Here is an 18,092-nt window from a genome sequence, read left to right on the forward strand (position 1 = left end):
GGAAGCGCCGCCGAGGCCGCCGCGGGCGGCCTTCCGCGCCTTCTCGGTTTCGTCAAAGAATTTTTTCATTCTGTCATCTGGAATGAGCCCTCCGCGATACATCATATCGAAGGGTATGCCGCGCCACGGGACGGGCCTGCGGTCGTCGACGAAACCGTTGCGCTCATAGAACCTGATCCTCCTCGAGCGGATGTCCTCCGTGTCGGAACGGTCCGGGGGAGTCTCCGCGCTCAGGGCCATGATGCGCCCCGGATACATCTCCGCCAGGGTACCGATGATGCGGGACCCGCACCCTCTGCCCCTGAGGGCAGGCTCGACGGCCAGATAGTAGATGTAAAGGATTCCTTCCTGCCAGAGCAGTAGGTGAAGCCGATGAACTCCCCGTCTTCCAGGGCGGCGAAGAGCCCTCCGCAGCCTGCCTTCTCGGCCAGGAGCATGTCGTCGTAGGATGTCCTCTCAGGTTCAGGGAACGCTTCGGCATTGAGGGCCTCGATCCTCTCCCTGTAAGGCGAATCGGCGCCTGCCGGGACGATCCAGATCATTCAGATCGCCTTCCTGCGGCGTCTCAGGCGGCGGAGGCACCTTTCCGCATCATCCTTCCCCGCTTCCTTATCGGACACTATCTGATAATCCCTGCCGAGGAGGCTGTACCTCTCCATCCTGTCCTCGAACCCGAGCGCCGACAGGCGCTTCAGGAGCCTGTACCTCGTGCTCTGGAGCCTCTCATCGACCCCCGGGGCCTCGGGAAGGAGGATCACGGTCTCATCCGGGTGCTCCGAGCGCAGGAGCCTCAGGGACTCTGAGAAGACCCCGCGGCCGCGGAAACGCTCTTCCACGGCCATGTAGGGGACGAGGAGGAACCCGTCGGCCGATACCGAGGCGCAGTAGCCTGCAGGCTCTCCCGATACCTCTATGAGCATGACGGTCCCGTTCGAAAGGAACGCCTCGAAGGGGATCTTCCTCATCCCGCCGTACGATGCGGAGTACATCTTCTCCGCGGCATCGGCGGCGGAGGTGCCAGGGGAGACCGCCGACAGCGTCACGCCGGTGCCGCCGGCGTTCTTCTGTGCGGCCTCATAATCGGAAACGGTGCTCTCCATGTCCGCCTGGGCCACCGGGGCGCCCAGCCATACGGCATCGAACAGGTATCCGTCCGACTTCAGTGTCATCCCCGGCACCGTGCAGCCGTTCCTCTCGTAGAACCTCCTCCTCCCCTCGCAGAGGGCGGCGGACGTGAATCCGGATTCCGGCTTCTCCATGACGGTGAACGTATCCTTCCCGAACCTCTTCCTGATGTCCGCGAGGGCCTCGGACCCGTAGCCCTTCCCGCGGTCCCCGGGATTGAACGCCAGGTAGACCAGGAAGGATCTTGGCCCGTCCGTGTACGTGAACGAGAAACCTTTGAACGCGCCGTCCGAAAGGTAAGTGATGAGATTCCCGCCCCTGCCGACGGTGGCGGCGAGGACTCCGAATGGGATCCTTTCCTGTTCGGGGAAGGCCGAGAGGTAGAGCTCCCTTATATTGCCGTAATCCTCGGACAGCGAGACTCTGGAGAAGAACATCAATGGCCCATGCTGGCCTCGGAATTAAATGTATCCCGTCCCGGGTCCGGGACGGGAAAAGGGGCTGGGGCCCCCAAGATGTTTCAGTCCTTCCTGGCGAACGGGCCGATGTGCAGGAAGTACAGCGCTATGAACAGCACTGCGATCGCTGCAGCGATGCCTATCCCGACGAAGAGCAGGGTGCTGCTCCCGCTGTCATCCGACGGTTCGGAATGCATGACGGCGTAGTCGGAGAAGTGGTCGGTGGCGAAGGTGACGTACCCGTCGCTCCACGTTCCGCTCATGCTCTCCAGCTTGTTCGTTTCGGGGTTCACGAAAGCGACATAGATCCTGCCGGCATCCTCTCCATCTCTCAGCGCATACGGCAGAGTGACGCTCACCGTGCCGGCGAAATTCTTGTTATCGCCGAAGGCGATCGAGAACACAGGCCGGTCTGCGATAATGCATGAAAAATGAATCCGATCCTGAAGGGAACGTATAGAAAGATTGCCCCCGCCCGAGATTGGAATCGGGCGGGGACGGACGGAGGTAAGCTCCCCGGACGGTCTGTCAGCGCCCGGGGATCGAACCGCAGGCGAATCGCGAACCCGCGGCTCAGGAAGACAGGAAGCAGTCAGGTCCCGTAGTCACACGCTTAGCCCCTGCACAGGCATCTGCTTGTCCGGGCAACTTCCTATCTTCATCTTAAGGGATACCTTAATTTATATTTATAATTAAGGATGCCTAAACGTAATCGAACGATCTTGCGCAGCTCTTATGAACGCTTCTTACTGAACTATATGATTAATAATAATGATATTTAAGATATCTGCTTTACTAATATCAATACCGCATAAGTTACGGTCAAAATAAAAATACACTCACCATGTTTATACCGGTATGACTGATGCCATCGTGATCGGTTCGGGTCCGGCAGGAGCCTCCTGTGCCCGCTTTCTCCGGATGAGGGGTATCGACGTGACGCTCATTGAGCGGATGACGTCGAATTTCAATACCTATCACCGTATCTGCGGTTCCGCCGTCAGCCGCAAGGGCGTCAGGCACCTTAGACTTAAGGATAATGAGATCCAGAACCGCATCGGGCTGCTGCGCCTGAGATGGCCCGGAGGCATCACCACAGACATCAGGGTGCGCGGATACATCATCGACAGGCCCGTGCTGATCGCGAGGCTGAGAGAGGAAGTATCCGATTCGGGCGGCGAGATCGTCACGGGCAGCGTGACTGAGGTATCCCAGGACGAGAACGGATGCACCGCCGTGCTTTCCGACGGCAGGGAGTTCCATGCGGATTATCTGATAGGTGCCGACGGCGCCTTCTCTGTTGTCAGGAAGAAGATCTTCGGGACAGAGCCGGGGAGCATCATCAAGGTGGCGGAGTCTTACATCGATTCTCCGCCGGACGGAAACCTGATCTTCAAGATCGGGGAGAAGTACCGCGGCCTCTACTCATGGTCGTTCCCCTGCGGCAGCGGCAGGACCGTCGGCACATCGGCCGATCTCAAATCGGAGGTCGCCGGCAGTCCGTTATGCCGCTGCACCCCTACAGGCGCAGTGGATGAGCTCATCAACGGAAGGGCGATACTCATCGGCGATGCAGGAGGGCTTGCCAATCCTGTTTCCTACGGAGGCCTCCGCACAGCGTTCGAATCGGCGTTCGAGGCTGCCTCGGCCATCGACAAGGGAGACCTCAATCAATACCAGAACTGGTGGAGCAACAGCGTGAAGTCAAGCATGGGATTCGGGGACCTGCATGACCTGGTCGTTTCCATGACGGATTACGATTACTCCGAGTTCTCGAGCAGGATGAACCATCGGAGCCTGTACCTCAACGGCCTCGACTCGGTGATCCATAATCCGAAGTACTTCAGGTACTACATAGGATGCCTGCAGGCGCTGCGCTTCGGATGGTGAGCGTCTCTTCGAAACCCGCCTGAACGATTCTTCGTAATGTAAGACGGTTCCGGGCTGAGAGCGAAAAATGTCCTTCAGAAACGGCCCTAGAATCGAAGAAAAGGCTTTTGCCCTTGTCCGCGTACGTTATTCAGATTTCAATCGATTCTGATGCCGTTTTCGAATGAAAAAATCTCTCCGGCCTTGTTTTTCGTTGACTCTCCGGTGCACAGTGTCCAGCAGGATGTTTTATCAACGGCAAGAAGAAATTTGCCCTGTATTCTTCTGTTCTTCCCTTGATTCTGCGGCCCTTATTCATAATGCAAAATAATATTGCAAGTTAAGCAATATGGTTTACAATTTGTTGCACGTCACGCAAACGTTTGTTTTCAAAAAGAATGCGCCTCATTTTGGTGTTTTTGCTGTACAGCGGAAGGGATCTATCTGAAAATCATCGGGAAAAATCCTCGAAAAAATATAACACGAAAAATGCCTGTTTTCAATGCGAAATCATATCGATATTCGGGGTACCGTTGTTGTCAGAGAAACATGCAACTTTTGGAAAAGAATGCATTTTCCTCCCGATTCTGAGCAAAAACGCCTATTTTTGTCATTTGCACGCTGTTTTTCCTATGTTTCTTCGATATACGATATAAGTAAAGCAGATATCTAAACTTACAATAAAATTACGGACGATGGATTTTGCACTTGGTTTCATCATGAAAAATGACATAAATCTGCATTTTTGAAAATCAATGAAAAAACGAAGATTTTGCCCTTCATGCTCAATAAAAATTGAGTTAACTAATTAGTAAAACATTTTACTTTATTCAAACAAATAATATCGAACCTATTCAGACGATAGGTTTGTAACACGAAACTGAGATGCAAATGGCTCGTGCGCGCGATCCTGCGGATGCTGCGCTTCAGCAGAAAGGGCATGCTCCGGAGGCAGCGCGATGCCGGTCCGCACCGCCTCCTGAAAGCATTTTTCCAGTTCTTCGAATACCATTAAAATAAATCAATCTAGTAAAGCAAATGACTTTATTATTATCATTCGTTGATGGTATAGTTCGATCCGTCCTTCGTGGTGCACTCAGTCCGGAAGCTGACGTGCTTATCGCGCATGATGTCTTGCAGGACCTTCCCGTGGACTCCGATGCCGACGTCATGAACTGATTCTCGACCACTTCCTTCCCGTTGAAATTGCTGACAGGGTGGAATCCGAGGGGCATGTGGTTGGTGCGGACCTGCATCGCGTAGATCCTGCCCTCGGTATCGAATATCGGTCCTCCGGACTGTCCCTTGAGCCCGGGGGTCGAGGTCTCGACGTACATGACCTGATACCCTCCGTCCTTGGAGCTCTGCGAGGTTATGATGTTCCGGGTGTGGATCCCGTCGTTGGGGAAGAAGGCGATGGGGAGCACCCCGGGCCTGATCCTGAACGCGTTGCATTTCTCGTCGAAATCGGCGGCCACGTTGGTGAACGGGAACCCGGTCCTGCAGATGCTGGTGCCGGGGAGCATCGTTTCCGGATCGCGGAAGACCGGATACTCGGACACCATGTCGGGCTTGAACCCTTCCAGCCTGCCCAGGCAGACGTCGATCTCCCTGTTCACATAGACGTCTGCGAGCCTGACGCCGTCCCATCCCCACCAGAAGGAGTGGTTAGTGAGCCATTTCGGGTCCAGCTTGACCTTTTCGGTGCCCGCAGGCGCCTTGGCGTTGATCTCCTCCACGCCCTTGATCTTGGTCTGGTCCTGGCGGAACTGCATGTAGGAATCGAAGAGGTGGCCGGCGGTCAGCACCCACCCCTCCGGATTGACCACGAAGAACGTTCCGAGAGAGGAGCTCACGGTCCCGTCCACGGAACGGGTGTTGACGATGAGCGGCCTCGTGAACCTGTATGCCTTCTGGCATGCCTTCGCGAACATGTGCACAGGATGAAGATGTGCCTATATGACGTTTCACCAAACGGAAACGCCTCATCATAACATAGAAAGAAGAAGATACGACGCCGGAAGTGCGATCATGATCATAGAAGCAATCGCCGAGGCGATCATCTGCCTGGCGATCGCGGTCATGTTCGTCGGTATCTCGTACAGCTTCTTCTACTGCCGGGCGCACCCTGAGGAGAGCGCGCCCGTCGACGTGTCCGGATATAACAAGATCGGGTGCATCGTCATCGCAGCTTTCATCGCGTTCATCGCGCTGAGCGTGTACGGGACCGCCTGAAACCTGCGATACGGTCACCGGGCCCGGAAGTCTTCCAAACCCTTTCAGATTTTTCTGTTTTTGTATTAAAAACGGGGAGCAGGGCTCCCCAAGGTTTCGGTTTTACTCTGATGTGCCGATGGCGCTCATGATCTCGGCGTCCTGCGAGACGACCGCGCCGATGGCGGCGAGGATGTCGTCCGAGGACATCATGAGGTTCAGCGCGAGGTCGTTGGAGAGCGCGGCCTTGCCGATCTTGACGAGGCGGCTCTGCACAAGGTCCTTCGCGTACTCGACCTTCAGGGACATCGCGGCCTTCTCATCCTCGAGGTCGTCGGGGCTGAGCTCAGGGAGGTAGAGGTCGTTGTAGACGCCTACCGCCTCTGCCGGGAGGGATGCGATGTCGTAGATGTTCCCGGTGTGGTCGTTCGATCCGTCCTTGAGGTCGTCGATGATCGTCTTGTAGCCGGCGACGTCGTTCTTGAGGAACTCGGCGAGCGCGAGGCATTTGCCGGCCTCCTCGCCGGTGAGCTCCGCGGCCTTGTCGTTCAGCTCGTCGATCTCCATAATCTTGCGGCCCATTACCGACCTCATCAGCCGGACCTGGTCCCTGATCTCCATATTCCCATCCATTCTCAATACCTTCGGCGGGATGCGTTCCCGCCGGAAGTGCATTGATTTCTGATGATTTAAAGTTGATTTCCCTGAAGAAATATCAGTATTCCTTGTTCCGGGGGACGCGGAAAACGGGTTTTCCGCAGAACGGGCACTTGTCCAGGATGGTCTCGGAGCCGTCCTTGTCCTCGGTCATCAGCTGCGGTCCCTTGTAGGTGTCATCCACCCAGATCTCCTTGGCGATGACCGCGTTGTACATCTTGATGCAGCAGCAAGCCTCGACATCGGCATCGGAGATCTCGAGGTTCAGGATGGGGCGGGAATCGAGCTTCGCCTTCCTCATCGCGTCGATCTTGTCCTCGATCCTGTCGGCCTCGACGGCCGCGGCCGAGAAGCCCATGCCGGCGGCGTACCCCATGAGCCTGAGGGCCTCGTAGATATCCTTCTCCACGTATGCCCCGTTCTCGTACATGAGGGCGAGATGGTACATAGCGTTCGGGTCCAGCTGGTCCGAGGCCTTCTTGAGGTATCCGTACGCCTTCTCCGCATCCGGTGGGACGCCCTGCCCGTTCAGATATGCGACGCCGAGGTCGCGGACGGCCGGAAGAAAGCCTGCATCGGCGGCCTGTCTGAGGTATTCTATGCCTTTCTTCTGGTCCAGAGGGCGGCCCTGGCCGGTCATGTACCCCATGCCGACGGTGTAGACGTCCTCCATGTCCTGCTTCACCATGAGTGATGGATTGCAGTTCAGGACTTAATTTGTACTGTTCCCCTTCCCGAGGCTGGCCAGTATCTCCTCGGCGCCGGCCGCTCCGGCTTCCTTCGCGAGGTTCAGCCATTTGACGGCCTCCTCCCTGCTCTGCTCGGTGCCGTAGCCCGTCAGATAGTCGGTGGCGGCCTGCACCATGGCATCCGGGAACCCTCCGGCCGCGGCCTTCACGGTCCATTCGAACGATCCGGCGGGGTCCTTCCCGATGCCGTCCCCTCCTTCCGAGAGGATGATCCCCAGCCGGTAGGCCGATTCCGCATCTCCCTTCTCGGCGGCCCTGCGGTACCACGCTGCGGCCTTTTTGAGATCGGCCTCGGTCCCTTCCCCGAACTCGAGGCAGACCCCGGCATGGAACATGCGTCCTTGTTGCCCCCTTCCGCGGCTATCCTGTAGAGGCGGAACGCCTTGGCGGGGTCTGCAGGGGTCCCGAGGCCGTTCATGAACATGTAGCCGAGGCTGCAGCGGGCATCCTGGAGGCCCTGGGAGGCGGCCGCGCGGAACCAGCGCATGGCCTCTTTGTAGTCCTGCTTCACGCAGATGCCGTCGAGGAAAGCGGTCCCGTAGAACAGCTGTCCCTCCGCGATCCCCGCCTTGGCGGAATCTTCCGCATATTTGACGGCGGTTTCCTCATCGATCCCCGTGTACACGCCGTTCATGTACTGCACCAGGAGGAGCGCTTCCGCGTCCGGGAACTCCTGGCCGGCGGACGCCTCGAGGAGCTCGAACGCCTTCCCCATGTCCTGCGGGATCTTCTCCCCGAAGAGGAACTCGGAGCCCAGCAGGTACTGGGCCTCGGGATCCCCGGAACCCGCCTCGTCGTCGAGCTCGCCGAGGGTCTTGGACATCATGCCGTCGGGCGTGTCGTATGAAACAGCGGTGCTCCTGTGCTCTGCCGGGACCTTCATGTTCCGCTGTCATGCGGATTGATAATAAAGGGATGCCGTCGGACCCGGCCGTTCCTGAGCGCCCTGCCCTTGGAGGGGAGACCCCTCATGTACAGCTCGGATTCGCGGTACATGGGGTAGAGCTTCTCCTGCCGGCGGAACTCGGCATCATGGGGACGGCGGCTGAACGGGCGGTACCTCTGGCGGAGATGGAGGCACTCGTGGTAGACCACGCGGTCCATGACATACTCCGGGACGGACAGGTCGTCCATGACCGAGGATATGGCCACCACGCGGAACATCTGGTTGCAGTAGCCGAGCGCGTGTAGTTCGTTGCCGCCGTCCAGGTGAAATAGGTGTTGTCGAGGTCCGCCGGGAGCAGGAGGCCGCAGTCCAGCAGGCGCTGGACGGAATCGAAGATGTTCCTGTACCAGCCGACATCCCTGCGCGCAGGTTCCTGGACCTCCTGAGGTAAAGCGGGCGCTTCTCCTGCAGGAACCGGTCTGAATTGAAATATGCAACATAGTCCGGGCCCATGGCGAGGTCGCCGGCCCCCTCGCGGTCCCCCCTCTCCGTCAGCGCGCGTAAGCGAGTATATATTGCAGAAGATCGGCGAGAGCGGCGTCCGGGGCCGAATCGCAGTAATCCGAGACCTCGATGACCGATCCGCCGTGCGACCATTTGAAAGAGAATTGCTTGAACGGACGGAACTCTGCGGACACCACTTCCGTGCCTGTTTTCGCCCCTTCGGCGGCGGCCATCTGCAGCAGGCGCTCATCGTCCGTACTTACCATGCCTTCGGCATCTGCAAATCATTTTAATAATAATTCTTAATAATAACACAATGTCAGCAGGAACCCATCCCCATCCGGGCCCGGACAGGTCTGCAAACACATGTTCACGGCGTTAAGAAAATTAACGCCTATTGAAAACGGCCCGGAGAAAGAGAAGGTCCTCGGACGGAGGTTTGAGAATGATATATTCCGATTTCAAAGGGGACAGGATCTCCAAGCTCGCATTCGGCGCGATGCGCCTTCCGGTCGCGGACGGCGACGATTCGAAACCCATTCAGGAGAAGGTCGACGCGCTCGTCGACGAGGCGATGAAAGAGGGGATAAACTACTACGATACCGCATGGGGCTACCACGGCGGCAACTCCGAGACCGTCATGGGCAAGGCGCTCTCCAAATACCCGAGGGACAGCTACTTCCTCGCCGACAAGTTCCCCGGATACGACGTGGCCAACATGGGGCACGCCAAGGAGATCTTCCAGAAGCAGCTCGAGAAGACCGGCGCGGAGTACTTCGACTACTACCTCGTCCACAACGTCTGCGAGACCAACATCGAGCAGTACCTCGACCCCAAGTACGGGGACGTCGCGTTCCTGATCGAGATGAGGAAACAGGGGAAGATCAGGCATCTCGGGTTCTCCTGCCACTCCAATTTCGACAACCTGAAGAGGTTCGTGGAGGCCTACGGCAAGGACATGGAGTTCGTCCAGCTGCAGATCAACTACCTCGACTGGATGTTCCAGGAAGGCAAGAAGAAGGTCGACTATGCGACCGAGCATAATCTTCCCATATGGGTCATGGAGCCTCTGCGCGGAGGCTCCCTGGCGAAGATCGATGACAAATACATGAAGGAGCTCGAGGCCGCCAAGCCCGGGGAGACCCCCGTCGATGGTGCTTCAGATTCCTGCAGTCCATCCCCCAGGTCGTCACCGTGCTCACCGGCATGACCGAGATGCAGCAGATGAAGGACAAGATCGCCCTGTTCGAGAAGAACGAGCCCCTCACCGAGCCCCAGCTGGCCGCCCTCCAGCATGTCGCGGACGAGATGGCCTCCGTGGGCACCGTGCCCTGCACCGCCTGCAAGTACTGCATCACCCACTGCCCCAAGCACATCATGATCCCCGAGGTCCTGAGGCTCTACAACGAGGACAAATTGACGAACGGCGGTTTCATCGCCTTCATGGGCTACGAGGCGCTTGCGGTCAAGCCCACCGAGTGCATCGCCTGCCACAGGTGCGAGAAGGTCTGTCCCCAGGGCATCAAGATCTCTGAGATCATGAAGGACTTCACCGCCAGGCATGCCAAGGGAATGTTCCACTGAACTCCCTCGGGGTCCCTGCACGGGGCCCCGAAAACCACTTATTTTCCGGAAAAACGATCAGTTTCTGCCTGTTTTGCATTAAAATCCTGATTTTCCGAGGTATCTGGTATTTACAGAGAGCGCGGATTTTCCGACCCGCTCCGTTCATGGTATGAATCGAGTACGTAAATACTCGGGCGAGGAATGCATCATTCATGTCGTTCAAGTGCGGCAAGAAGACGAAGGCCCCTAAGACCGACGCCAAGGATGCAAAGAAAGAGTGATTCCCCGTCGGAGAATCATCTCCTTCGGGACCCGAACTCACATCCGAGCCCCACAAACCCGTTTCATCCCTTTTCTCTCACATATCATTATATCCCCGGCAATGCGATTTTATCCGCATGGGAAACACTCATCTCAGGAATGGTCGGAAAAGCGTCAGACCGAATGCCTCTTCGAAAAAGAACCGGGCCCATCCGAGTATGAGTGTAAAAAATCGAGTGCTGAGCATTGCAGGTATCAGCCGCGCACATCCGACGGCCGTTTCGCTTCTCCTGACAAGATGAAAAGATTCAGACAGGCCCATCCGTACTTGTCTTTGATACCGGGAGCGATGAAAGATACCGCGGACGCCGTCGATAAGAAAGCGAGAGAGCAGGTGCTGGAAAGAACGGTGCAATTCCGCTGCGACAGGAAAATGAGGAAAAGGGTCACAGACGTGGTCACCGACAATTTCTCGGCTTTCGAAATCATGACCTTTGATGATAAAGGAAAACCTTCGATCAGGCCCAAAACATTCAAAGGTCAGGGAGAGAAAAAAGGCGATTATGGCCGGAAATCCCTCGATGATAAAAATGAGCTGTTCAAGGCCGAAATAGAGCTAAGGAAGAATGCCAGCGAGTACACCATCATTCATGAATTTGTTCACCATTCAAGGGTAGTGGACTGGCGTCGCAGAGGATATTCGAAGACAGCATATCCTACGGACGAAAAAGGTATATTCCACGACCATGAAGATTCTTCTTTAGACATGAATAAGGTAATGTTGGCTGAAGAGGCTGCAACGGTAGCAGAAACAGCCATGCGCTGCCGTAAAGGGCAGAAGGATTATCCATACACGTATTACGACCATTTGGAAACTCAGACGAAAAAGAGGATTGCTGCTCATCCGGAAAAAAGAGATAAAATACTGTCGGAGTTCGATGTTGATTCTACTGAAGATTTCGGCAGGGAGACGTATCGCAAGGACAGGAAAATGTTAAGAACAAGCGCTCATGCGAAATACGGTGAGCCAGTTGTTGGCATGAAAGCATTCAGAGCCGTTGAAGAAAAATTTCGAAAACACGAAAATATCAAAAATTGAAACAGGCGGAGAGAGTGCGAAAAGCATTTTCGGCAGAATATTGAAATTAAGAAACCTGGGGAAGTATGACCGCGATGATGATTGAATGCGCGATTGATCTCCGCTGAAATGCAGAAGTGCAGCAAACTACAGGTGTTTCCTGCGGCCCCGATGCTATAAATCATCATGACAGTCTTGAATCGAATGCAACTGGGACCTACCTACTGAGAGAATATAATAATGAAATGAACCGAGGCTGAGAAATGGTGCTGAAATGCTCGATGGACCGTCCGGGAGCGACACTGGAACTGACGATGTGCATGCAGAACATATACGCTGCCGATCTGTACATCCTTCAGGACAGATTCGGCTTCACGTTCAAAGAGGCCTGCATGTTCCTCTCGTGGGACAGAAGGGAGAGCGACGATGAAATCGAAAGAAAATACGACATGACCCTGGAACAATACAACAGGCAGCGTCAAAGGCTCATCTACAGGCTTCCGAGAAAACGTTACGGTGTATTCGGGCCGTATAGGGCGCCCCTCGTCGATATTGAACTTGAAGACGAGCACGGCGTTCCCCCCTCCCTATTCTGAACGCGGTCATCATGAATCGTTCCAAAGACGGCAGGCAGGGAGGATCCGGACCGCGGCGCGGAGATCTCTACGATGAGAACTTCTTCAATGACCACCGCATAGGCCGGAACGGCATCACGTCGGTCAGGGAGTTCCGCTTCATCCGCTATGCCGCCCGTGTCTGGCTGCTTCAGGAGAGGGGAGGCCTCAGTTTCGCTGAAGCGCGCATATACACCCATGATGAGAGGCCGGAGACATTCAGCGAGATAGATGAGAAGTTCGGCTTCGAACCGGGGGAATCGGAGCGCAGCTATCCGGAGATCTGCGCCCAGGTCGAGGAGAAGCTGAAGACGACCGACATATTCCGCGGCTTCACGCCGGTGTACGCTGACTCAGTGGTCAAGCCCGGCAGGCTGGAGAGGGAAGCCAGGAAAAAGAAGAAGAGACAGGGGAAATGACCGTATCCGAAATTAACGCCTCTTCATTCTGCCTCTGCGGGCAAAAGGTCCGCTGTCCCTGGGCACGACGGCCTGCTTCATCAAGGAGCAGGCGGACTTCTGCGCGGCGGAGCGCATGATCGCGGGCAGGGAAGGATGTGGAAAACGCCCCAAGGACCTGAGCATGAGATCGACTGGGGACCGCTGGATGCACCAGCGATGCGGCCATAAAAGGCCGCATCCTGATCAGTTCCGGCCCTTTTCTTCATTTTCATGGTCCGTTTCCTCCATCCGGAATACCGGAACAGGACGGCTGGATCCATTTGCTGAGATCTGAGCTCGTTCTCACTTACGGTTCTGATGGAGGAAGGGAGACAGAAAGGCGGAGCTTCACCTGCAGCAACAGCATCCGGACCCGCAGGGATCCGGCACGTCATCGCTGCTGCAGTCGAAACTCCCGTAATGGACGCTCCTGTCGCCTTTAACGGCGAAGGCCGAGCTGTACCTTGAGCCGGAGATCATGGCGGCGGTGTTGCCGCAGACCTTCTTCCATATCCCCCTGCGGAAGCGGTGGTGGTCGTCGAGGTCGAATAAGTCGGGATATCCTGGGATGTTCCCCATATAGGCGGCCATCTGCCCGTAGTCCTCGCAGGCGTCCTCCAGGCCGTCCACCTTGAACGCCCTGACGGTCCTGGAAGTGAACGCGGCGTCTCCGATCGCTGCCTTAATCGCGGGGTCGTCCACGGTCACCGGCGAAGAAGCGGTGTACCTGAAGTCTGCGAAGCCCACCTTGGCCATGAGCCTGCGGAAATCACCGTCGTACATGGCGCCTCCGAGGCATTCGCTGCGGACCACCGGGTCAGCGTACACGGAATCGGGGACGCGCCTGTCGGCGAAGACATCGGAGAAGTACAGCTCCCCGCCCTTCTTCAGCACCCTGTAGATCTCGGAGAATACCTTCTCCTTGTCAGGGGACAGGTTGATCACGCAGTTCGAGATGACGACATCCACCGTGCCGTCGCCGATGCCGAGGGATTTGAGGTCCTCGATGTAGCCCTGCAGGAATCTGACGTTGGACTTCCTGTAGCCGAACCTCGCCATCTGGCCTCGTGCCTCTTCGCCACTTCGAGCTGCTCCGGGGTCATGTCCACCCCGATGACGCTGCCGGATCCGCCCACGAGCTTGGACGCGATGTAGACGTCCTTTCCGGTGCCGCATCCGAGGTCCAGAACTGTCTTTCCCTCCAGAAGCGGAGGTATGGGCGACCCGCATCCGTAGGACCTTTCGATGATCTCATCATCCACGAGGGCCAATGCTTCCTTGACCTCATCGCTCATGTTCCCGGAGCACTTGCATGCTCCGGTCTTCAGGTCGCTGCTTCTTTTCAGTTCCTTTCCGTAATATTCGCGGACGCCTTTCTTGACCGTTTCTCCGCTCGGGCGGCTGCTGTTCTCCATGCACTACACATAGATGACCAACTATATAGATGGTTATCAATCTTTTTCGGAGGACCTGCAGCATTCCCCCTCTCCGCATGTCACGGAATGCCCATCGCCGCGCAGGGAAACGAAATAATCGATGATCTCGGCCAGTTTCTCCTGGCTTAGGGTGTAGTACGACCACCTGCCGGACCTCCTGACGGTGACCAGTCCGCATTCCTGGAGGACCTTCATGTGATGGGACAGCGTGGGCTGAGTTATGCTGAGGGTCTCCAAGATCCTGCAGGCGCAGGTCTCCCCGCCCGTCAGCATCTCGAGTATCTTCAGGCGGTTCCCGTCGGAGAGCGCCTTGAACACTTCAGGGTCCATATCGCAGTCCCCGACGGGTTCTTCCGTACAGATACCTTTGCAAAAGCAGAGGATTTTCTCAGGGGCGAAGTCAGCGCCTGCCCGGCCTGTTCCTGCCGTTCTTCGCGTCCCCGTGCCTCTCCGAAGGAGGCACGACGGTCTGCTTCTGCTTCTGCTTCAGGCCCGGGACGTGCTCCGACCATACCCTGCGCCCGTCCATGTCCTTCCCGGTGCAGTACATGAGGGTGGAGACCGTGGACGGCGTAGGGGTGAAGACCTGCACCTGCTCCGGGTTGGTCCTCAGTTCCCGGTGCACGAAATCCGCCAGCTCCTCCATGTCCCTCTGCCCGCAGCCCGGATGGGCGGCCATGAAGTAGTAGGTCAGGAACTGGTCCTTCCCCTGGCGGCGGTTGGAAGCATCGAACATGTCCTTGAAGTCCAGCAGGACGTTCGGCCCGGGCTTCCCCATGCGCGACAGCACCTCGGCCGAGATGTGCTCCGGGGCGATCTTCAGCTGCCCGGAGACATGGTCCTTCACGATGCAGTCCACGTATTCCTGCCCGTGATCCTCGTCGGCGACGGCCATGTCGAAGCGTATGCCGGAGGTGACGAACACCTTCTTCACCCCGGGCACGGCCTTGATGCGGTCCAGGAGTTCTATCTGAGCGGAATGGTCTATGCTCAGCGAGGGGCAGGGCCTGGGGTAGAGGCACTTCCTGTCAGGGCAGGCGCCTTTCGAGGCTTTCCGGGGGCATTCGATGCCGTACATGTTGGCCGTAGGCCCGCCGACATCGTAGATGATGCCGTTGAACCCCGGCATCGATGCTATCCTCTCCGCCTCCGCGACGACGGAATCGGCGGTGCGGGAGACCACCCTCCGGCCCTGATGTGCGGCTATGGCGCAGAACGAGCATTCCCCGTAGCATCCGCGGTGGGTGGTGATGGAGTTCTTGATGGTGTCCATCGCCCTGACCTTGCCGTTTTTGGCATAGAGCGGATGTACGGCGTACTCGTAGTCCAGCATGTAGACCCTGTCGAGCTCCTCCGGCGTGAGGCAGCGCTGCGGAGGGTTCTGGACCAGGAAGCGGTCGCCGTGCCTCTGAACGAGGCCTGCGGCGGTGACAGGGTCGCAGTTATGGTAGAAGATGCGGAAGGCGTCCGCGAACCTCGCCCTGTCGGCGGCGCATTCCTCGTAGGACGGCATCTCGATGTACCCGTCGGGGGCCTCCCTGCCGATCCTGCATATGCCCTTCGCATTGCTCCAGTCCCGCCCGTCCCTCATGCATTCCGCGAGCTCCAGGTTCGACAGCTCCGCCATCCCGTAGGTGATCGCGTCAGCCTTGGCGTCGAAGAGGATGCTCCGGCGCAGGGAATCCGACCAGAAATCGTAGTGGACCGTCCTCCTAAGGCTGGCCTCGATGCCGCCCAGGACTATCGGCTTCCCCTTGGCGTACCGGCGGATCAGGTTGGAGTACGCGATGCAGGCACGGTCGGGGCGCCTGTCGTTGGCGCCGCCGGGGGTGAAGTCGTCCTCCTTCCGGAACTTCCCGGACGGGCTGTAGTTGGCCACCATGGAGTCGACGCAGCCCGAGGTCACGGACCAGAACAGCTCGGGCATCCCCAGGCGGGTTATGTCCTCCCCGTCTGAGACCGACGGCTGGCAGATGATCCCGATCCTGAACCCGTTGTCTATCAGCCAGTGGCCGATGATGGCCGCTCCGTTGTACGGCGAATCGATGTAGGTGTCGCCGGAGACGATGATGACATCGAGGGAATCCCATCCCCGCGCCCTGACCTCCTCGGGCACGGTCGGTATGAACATCGGATCTCCCTGGACATGATGTAATCGTCGGTCGAGAACCCGTCGCCCAGGTAGGAGATCTCGCGGTACTGCTTCCGGAACTCGTTCCTCTCGTAGGCGTCTATCGCCCGGAGGTTCCTGGTGTTCACGTGCAGGTAGGCGGAGGTGCAGCCGTGCTCCTTCCCGTATTCCAGCATCTTCCCGATCATCTCGGAGCCCAGGCCCTTCCCGCGCTCGTCCTTCACGAGGTAGCATTTGCTGATGAAGAGCTTCTCCCCCTCGACGCGGGCCGCGAGGTACCCAGCCTTCCTGCCCCCGTCGATGAGGTAGCCGTAGACGAAGCCGTCGTCCATGGCCCGGCGGATGCTGTCCGCCGACTGCCAGGACTCGAAAATGCGCTCGGTCTCGGCCTCGCCGCCGGCGATCATCGGTCCGAACACTTCTGTCCAGATGGGATGGGCGAACTCATGCAGCTCCTCTGCCCTGTCCTTCCCGATGATCTCGATCTCGGCCATGGGCTCTGCTATGCCGATGCAGTACTTGTAATCAGCAGGTCGGGGCCGGATATTCCAGACGATCGATGCGACGATGTGCGTCTGGGGGATCCTCTTTTCTCTTTCAGGCCTCTACTGTCCGGTGCCGTCGGTTCTTCAGGGCCCCTAAGGGAATTACAAGTATGCCGTCATCGCGCCGGTAGGCGTAACGTTCCGTGCCGGTGATGACCGCCATGAACGAAGGCTCCCCCATTTTATCGGTATCTATCCTCCTGAGGACCTTTTTCAGCGTCTCCGCGCCTTCGTTTATCAGCGTCTCGCCGCCCAGTTTCACTTCCAGAAGGGCGTATTTCCCGTTCCTCAGATGGATGACGGCGTCGCATTCGTTGTCCAGATTGTCCCGGTAATGGTAAACATCGCCGTCCAGCGATTCGGCGTAGACCCTGAGGTCCCTCACTGCAAGTGCCTCGAAGAAGAAGCCCATGGTCCTAATGTCGCCGATTAGGTCTTTCGGGCCGATCCTGAGCGAGGCCGCCGCCAGGGACGGGTCGATGAAGTATCTTGTATCTGATGTCCTCACGGCGGTCTTCGAGCGCAGGTTGGGATTCCATGCTTTCATGTCCTCTACCACATACAGTTTCCTGAGCGCCTGCAGGTACTCAGACACAGTTTCCTCGGAAACACCTGCTGTCTCGCTGGAGGAAATATCAGCCGATATGGATGATAGCGATACCTGACTCCCTTGGTTTCTGGCAAATGAGCGCAGCAGGCCCCTGACTTTCTGTGGGTCCCTTCTGATATTATCTACACGCGACATGTCCGATCTGATCACCGCATCGATGTAATCGAACGCCTGGTCCAGTGCCGTATCTTCATCCATATCGACCGATTCCGGCCAGCCGCCTCTGCATATGAGGAACGCGAGTTTGTCAAGATCCAGATCTGAACGTCCGGATGCCTGGGATGTCTCGAATACGGATCTAAGGCTCACTTCTCCTGTGGAATCGCCTGATTCGAAGAGGGTCATCGGGCGCATTACCAGCCATCCGAACCTTCCGGTCCCGGAGTGGACCATCTCGGATGTGTCGGCAGGCACTGACGAACCTGTGAGGATGAACTGCCCTTGGCCTTTATGATGGTCCACATGATGCCTGACAGCATCCCACAGTTTCGGGGCAACCTGCCATTCGTCCAGGAGCCTGGGTTGTTTTCCCTCGAGGAGTTTTTCGGGATCTATCTCGGACAGGGTCCTGTTTGCATCGACGGTGCGAGGATCGTCCACCGAGAGTATGCTGCCGGAGACCTGCTCCGCAGTGGTGGTCTTGCCGCACCATTTGGGACCTTCTATCAGCACCGCCCCTTTGCCCCTGAGCTTCCTTTTCAGAACAGGATCCACTATGCGCGGCCTGTATGTGAATGCCTCCTCGCCCATAAGATTGCAATAGAATCAGAGATATTAATATAATACGTCATTTGAAGATTTTTTAATCCGATATTTGTAGAAATACGATTCCTGCATTTGAAGAAATTCGGTTCTGTATATGCATTAGGAAAGGATCGTTCGGCGGACTGTTTTTGACGAACCTCTCGGATTAGCATTTGAATTGGGAGAGTGAAGATTTTTTTTTTTT

At 57.1% G+C, this 18,092-nt stretch carries 21 protein-coding genes and 3 pseudogenes; 7 read left to right on the forward strand and 17 right to left on the reverse strand.

Translation table 11 applies throughout. The features are described 5' to 3' along the window. From AUQ37_RS09985 to AUQ37_RS10250, 4 genes are all read right to left on the reverse strand, one after another. Positions 1 to 342 (reverse strand): GNAT family N-acetyltransferase (locus AUQ37_RS09985; protein ID WP_320408851.1); only part of this gene is annotated, 342 nt, incomplete at its 3' end. Continuing rightward, a complete protein-coding gene (locus AUQ37_RS12445; RefSeq protein WP_058747814.1) occupies positions 231 to 542 on the reverse strand; it encodes a hypothetical protein in 312 nt (103 codons plus the stop codon). The genes AUQ37_RS12445 and AUQ37_RS09985, both read right to left, overlap by 112 nt. Then, on the reverse strand, positions 543 to 1,562 hold the full coding sequence (locus AUQ37_RS05945; protein WP_058747815.1) for an N-acetyltransferase: 1,020 nt from the start codon (positions 1,560 to 1,562) through the stop codon (positions 543 to 545). It abuts the gene before it with no gap. Positions 1,563 to 1,645: 83 nt separating this feature from the next. Continuing rightward, entirely contained in the window at positions 1,646 to 1,987 is a 342-nt protein-coding gene (locus AUQ37_RS10250; RefSeq protein ID WP_058747816.1) for a hypothetical protein, read from the reverse strand. 454 nt (positions 1,988 to 2,441) lie between these two features. On the opposite strand from AUQ37_RS10250, the gene AUQ37_RS05955 reads away from it, so the two are divergent. Then, positions 2,442 to 3,473 carry an NAD(P)/FAD-dependent oxidoreductase gene (locus AUQ37_RS05955; protein ID WP_082662442.1) on the forward strand — a complete coding sequence of 344 codons (1,032 nt, stop codon included), beginning with the start codon at positions 2,442 to 2,444 and terminating at the stop codon, positions 3,471 to 3,473. A gap of 905 nt (positions 3,474 to 4,378) precedes the next feature. On the opposite strand, the gene AUQ37_RS05960 is transcribed toward AUQ37_RS05955, so the two are convergent. Next, a complete protein-coding gene (locus tag AUQ37_RS05960; RefSeq protein WP_058747818.1) occupies positions 4,379 to 5,386 on the reverse strand; it encodes a serine protease in 1,008 nt (335 codons plus the stop codon). Between the two features lie 97 nt (positions 5,387 to 5,483). Between AUQ37_RS05960 and AUQ37_RS05965 the strand changes: the two genes are divergently transcribed. Next, on the forward strand, positions 5,484 to 5,687 hold the full coding sequence (locus tag AUQ37_RS05965; RefSeq protein WP_058747819.1) for a hypothetical protein: 204 nt from the start codon (positions 5,484 to 5,486) through the stop codon (positions 5,685 to 5,687). Positions 5,688 to 5,789: 102 nt separating this feature from the next. Here the strand turns inward: AUQ37_RS05965 and AUQ37_RS05970 are convergent, their stop codons facing one another. The 7 genes and pseudogenes from AUQ37_RS05970 to AUQ37_RS05995 all read right to left on the reverse strand — a co-directional run bounded on the left by AUQ37_RS05970 (position 5,790) and on the right by AUQ37_RS05995 (position 8,728). Then, positions 5,790 to 6,299 (reverse strand): hypothetical protein, encoded by a 510-nt coding sequence (locus tag AUQ37_RS05970; RefSeq protein WP_235584978.1) that lies wholly within the window; start codon positions 6,297 to 6,299, stop codon positions 5,790 to 5,792. Positions 6,300 to 6,381: 82 nt separating this feature from the next. Next, positions 6,382 to 7,011, reverse strand: coding sequence for a tetratricopeptide repeat protein (locus tag AUQ37_RS05975; RefSeq protein ID WP_058747820.1), 630 nt, complete (start codon positions 7,009 to 7,011; stop codon positions 6,382 to 6,384). A gap of 24 nt (positions 7,012 to 7,035) precedes the next feature. After that, positions 7,036 to 7,221 (reverse strand): hypothetical protein, encoded by a 186-nt coding sequence (locus AUQ37_RS12450; RefSeq protein WP_058747821.1) that lies wholly within the window; start codon positions 7,219 to 7,221, stop codon positions 7,036 to 7,038. A 27-nt stretch (positions 7,222 to 7,248) separates the two neighbouring features. Further along, positions 7,249 to 7,407, reverse strand: a pseudogene (locus AUQ37_RS13670) (hypothetical protein); the annotation flags it as partial. A gap of 20 nt (positions 7,408 to 7,427) precedes the next feature. Then, a pseudogene (locus tag AUQ37_RS12455) lies at positions 7,428 to 7,955 on the reverse strand (tetratricopeptide repeat protein); the annotation flags it as partial. Next, a complete protein-coding gene (locus tag AUQ37_RS05990; protein ID WP_058747823.1) occupies positions 7,952 to 8,236 on the reverse strand; it encodes a hypothetical protein in 285 nt (94 codons plus the stop codon). The pseudogene AUQ37_RS12455 and the gene AUQ37_RS05990, both read right to left, overlap by 4 nt. Before the next feature lie 273 nt (positions 8,237 to 8,509). Continuing rightward, entirely contained in the window at positions 8,510 to 8,728 is a 219-nt protein-coding gene (locus AUQ37_RS05995) for a hypothetical protein (protein ID WP_058747824.1), read from the reverse strand. Positions 8,729 to 8,907: 179 nt separating this feature from the next. Here AUQ37_RS05995 and AUQ37_RS06000 point away from each other — a divergent pair, with 179 nt between their 5' ends. From AUQ37_RS06000 to AUQ37_RS06015, 5 genes are all read left to right on the forward strand, one after another. Next, positions 8,908 to 9,672: an aldo/keto reductase gene (locus tag AUQ37_RS06000; protein ID WP_201013807.1), complete on the forward strand. Its 765-nt coding sequence runs from the start codon at positions 8,908 to 8,910 to the stop codon at positions 9,670 to 9,672. Further along, the gene (locus AUQ37_RS11250) at positions 9,657 to 10,046 is read left to right on the forward strand and encodes a 4Fe-4S dicluster domain-containing protein (RefSeq protein WP_201013808.1); all 390 of its coding nucleotides are present in this window, start codon (positions 9,657 to 9,659) and stop codon (positions 10,044 to 10,046) included. The genes AUQ37_RS06000 and AUQ37_RS11250 overlap by 16 nt, the downstream gene beginning before the upstream one ends. Before the next feature lie 541 nt (positions 10,047 to 10,587). Next, positions 10,588 to 11,388, forward strand: a complete 801-nt coding sequence (locus tag AUQ37_RS06005; RefSeq protein WP_157844305.1) for a hypothetical protein — start codon at positions 10,588 to 10,590, stop codon at positions 11,386 to 11,388. Positions 11,389 to 11,630: 242 nt separating this feature from the next. Then, positions 11,631 to 11,963: a hypothetical protein gene (locus AUQ37_RS06010; protein ID WP_058747826.1), complete on the forward strand. Its 333-nt coding sequence runs from the start codon at positions 11,631 to 11,633 to the stop codon at positions 11,961 to 11,963. Positions 11,964 to 11,974: 11 nt separating this feature from the next. Continuing rightward, positions 11,975 to 12,400 (forward strand): hypothetical protein, encoded by a 426-nt coding sequence (locus AUQ37_RS06015; protein WP_058747827.1) that lies wholly within the window; start codon positions 11,975 to 11,977, stop codon positions 12,398 to 12,400. Positions 12,401 to 12,769: 369 nt separating this feature from the next. Here the strand turns inward: AUQ37_RS06015 and AUQ37_RS06020 are convergent. From AUQ37_RS06020 to AUQ37_RS06040, 5 genes and pseudogenes are all read right to left on the reverse strand, one after another. Beyond that, positions 12,770 to 13,836 (reverse strand): annotated as a pseudogene (locus tag AUQ37_RS06020) (methyltransferase domain-containing protein). A 36-nt stretch (positions 13,837 to 13,872) separates the two neighbouring features. Continuing rightward, complete coding sequence (locus AUQ37_RS06025) at positions 13,873 to 14,187, reverse strand: metalloregulator ArsR/SmtB family transcription factor (RefSeq protein ID WP_058747828.1); 315 nt, start codon at positions 14,185 to 14,187, stop codon at positions 13,873 to 13,875. Positions 14,188 to 14,257: 70 nt separating this feature from the next. Next, the gene (locus AUQ37_RS06030) at positions 14,258 to 15,973 is read right to left on the reverse strand and encodes a YgiQ family radical SAM protein (protein ID WP_235584981.1); all 1,716 of its coding nucleotides are present in this window, start codon (positions 15,971 to 15,973) and stop codon (positions 14,258 to 14,260) included. Continuing rightward, the gene (locus AUQ37_RS06035; protein WP_235584979.1) at positions 15,859 to 16,482 is read right to left on the reverse strand and encodes a GNAT family N-acetyltransferase; all 624 of its coding nucleotides are present in this window, start codon (positions 16,480 to 16,482) and stop codon (positions 15,859 to 15,861) included. The genes AUQ37_RS06030 and AUQ37_RS06035 overlap by 115 nt, the downstream gene beginning before the upstream one ends. Before the next feature lie 103 nt (positions 16,483 to 16,585). Continuing rightward, positions 16,586 to 17,893 carry an ATP-binding protein gene (locus AUQ37_RS06040; RefSeq protein ID WP_058747830.1) on the reverse strand — a complete coding sequence of 436 codons (1,308 nt, stop codon included), beginning with the start codon at positions 17,891 to 17,893 and terminating at the stop codon, positions 16,586 to 16,588. Positions 17,894 to 18,092 lie beyond the last annotated feature (199 nt).

Origin of the sequence: Candidatus Methanomethylophilus sp. 1R26 (assembly GCF_001481295.1) — an archaeon.
Taxonomy (GTDB): Archaea; Thermoplasmatota; Thermoplasmata; order Methanomassiliicoccales; family Methanomethylophilaceae; genus Methanomethylophilus.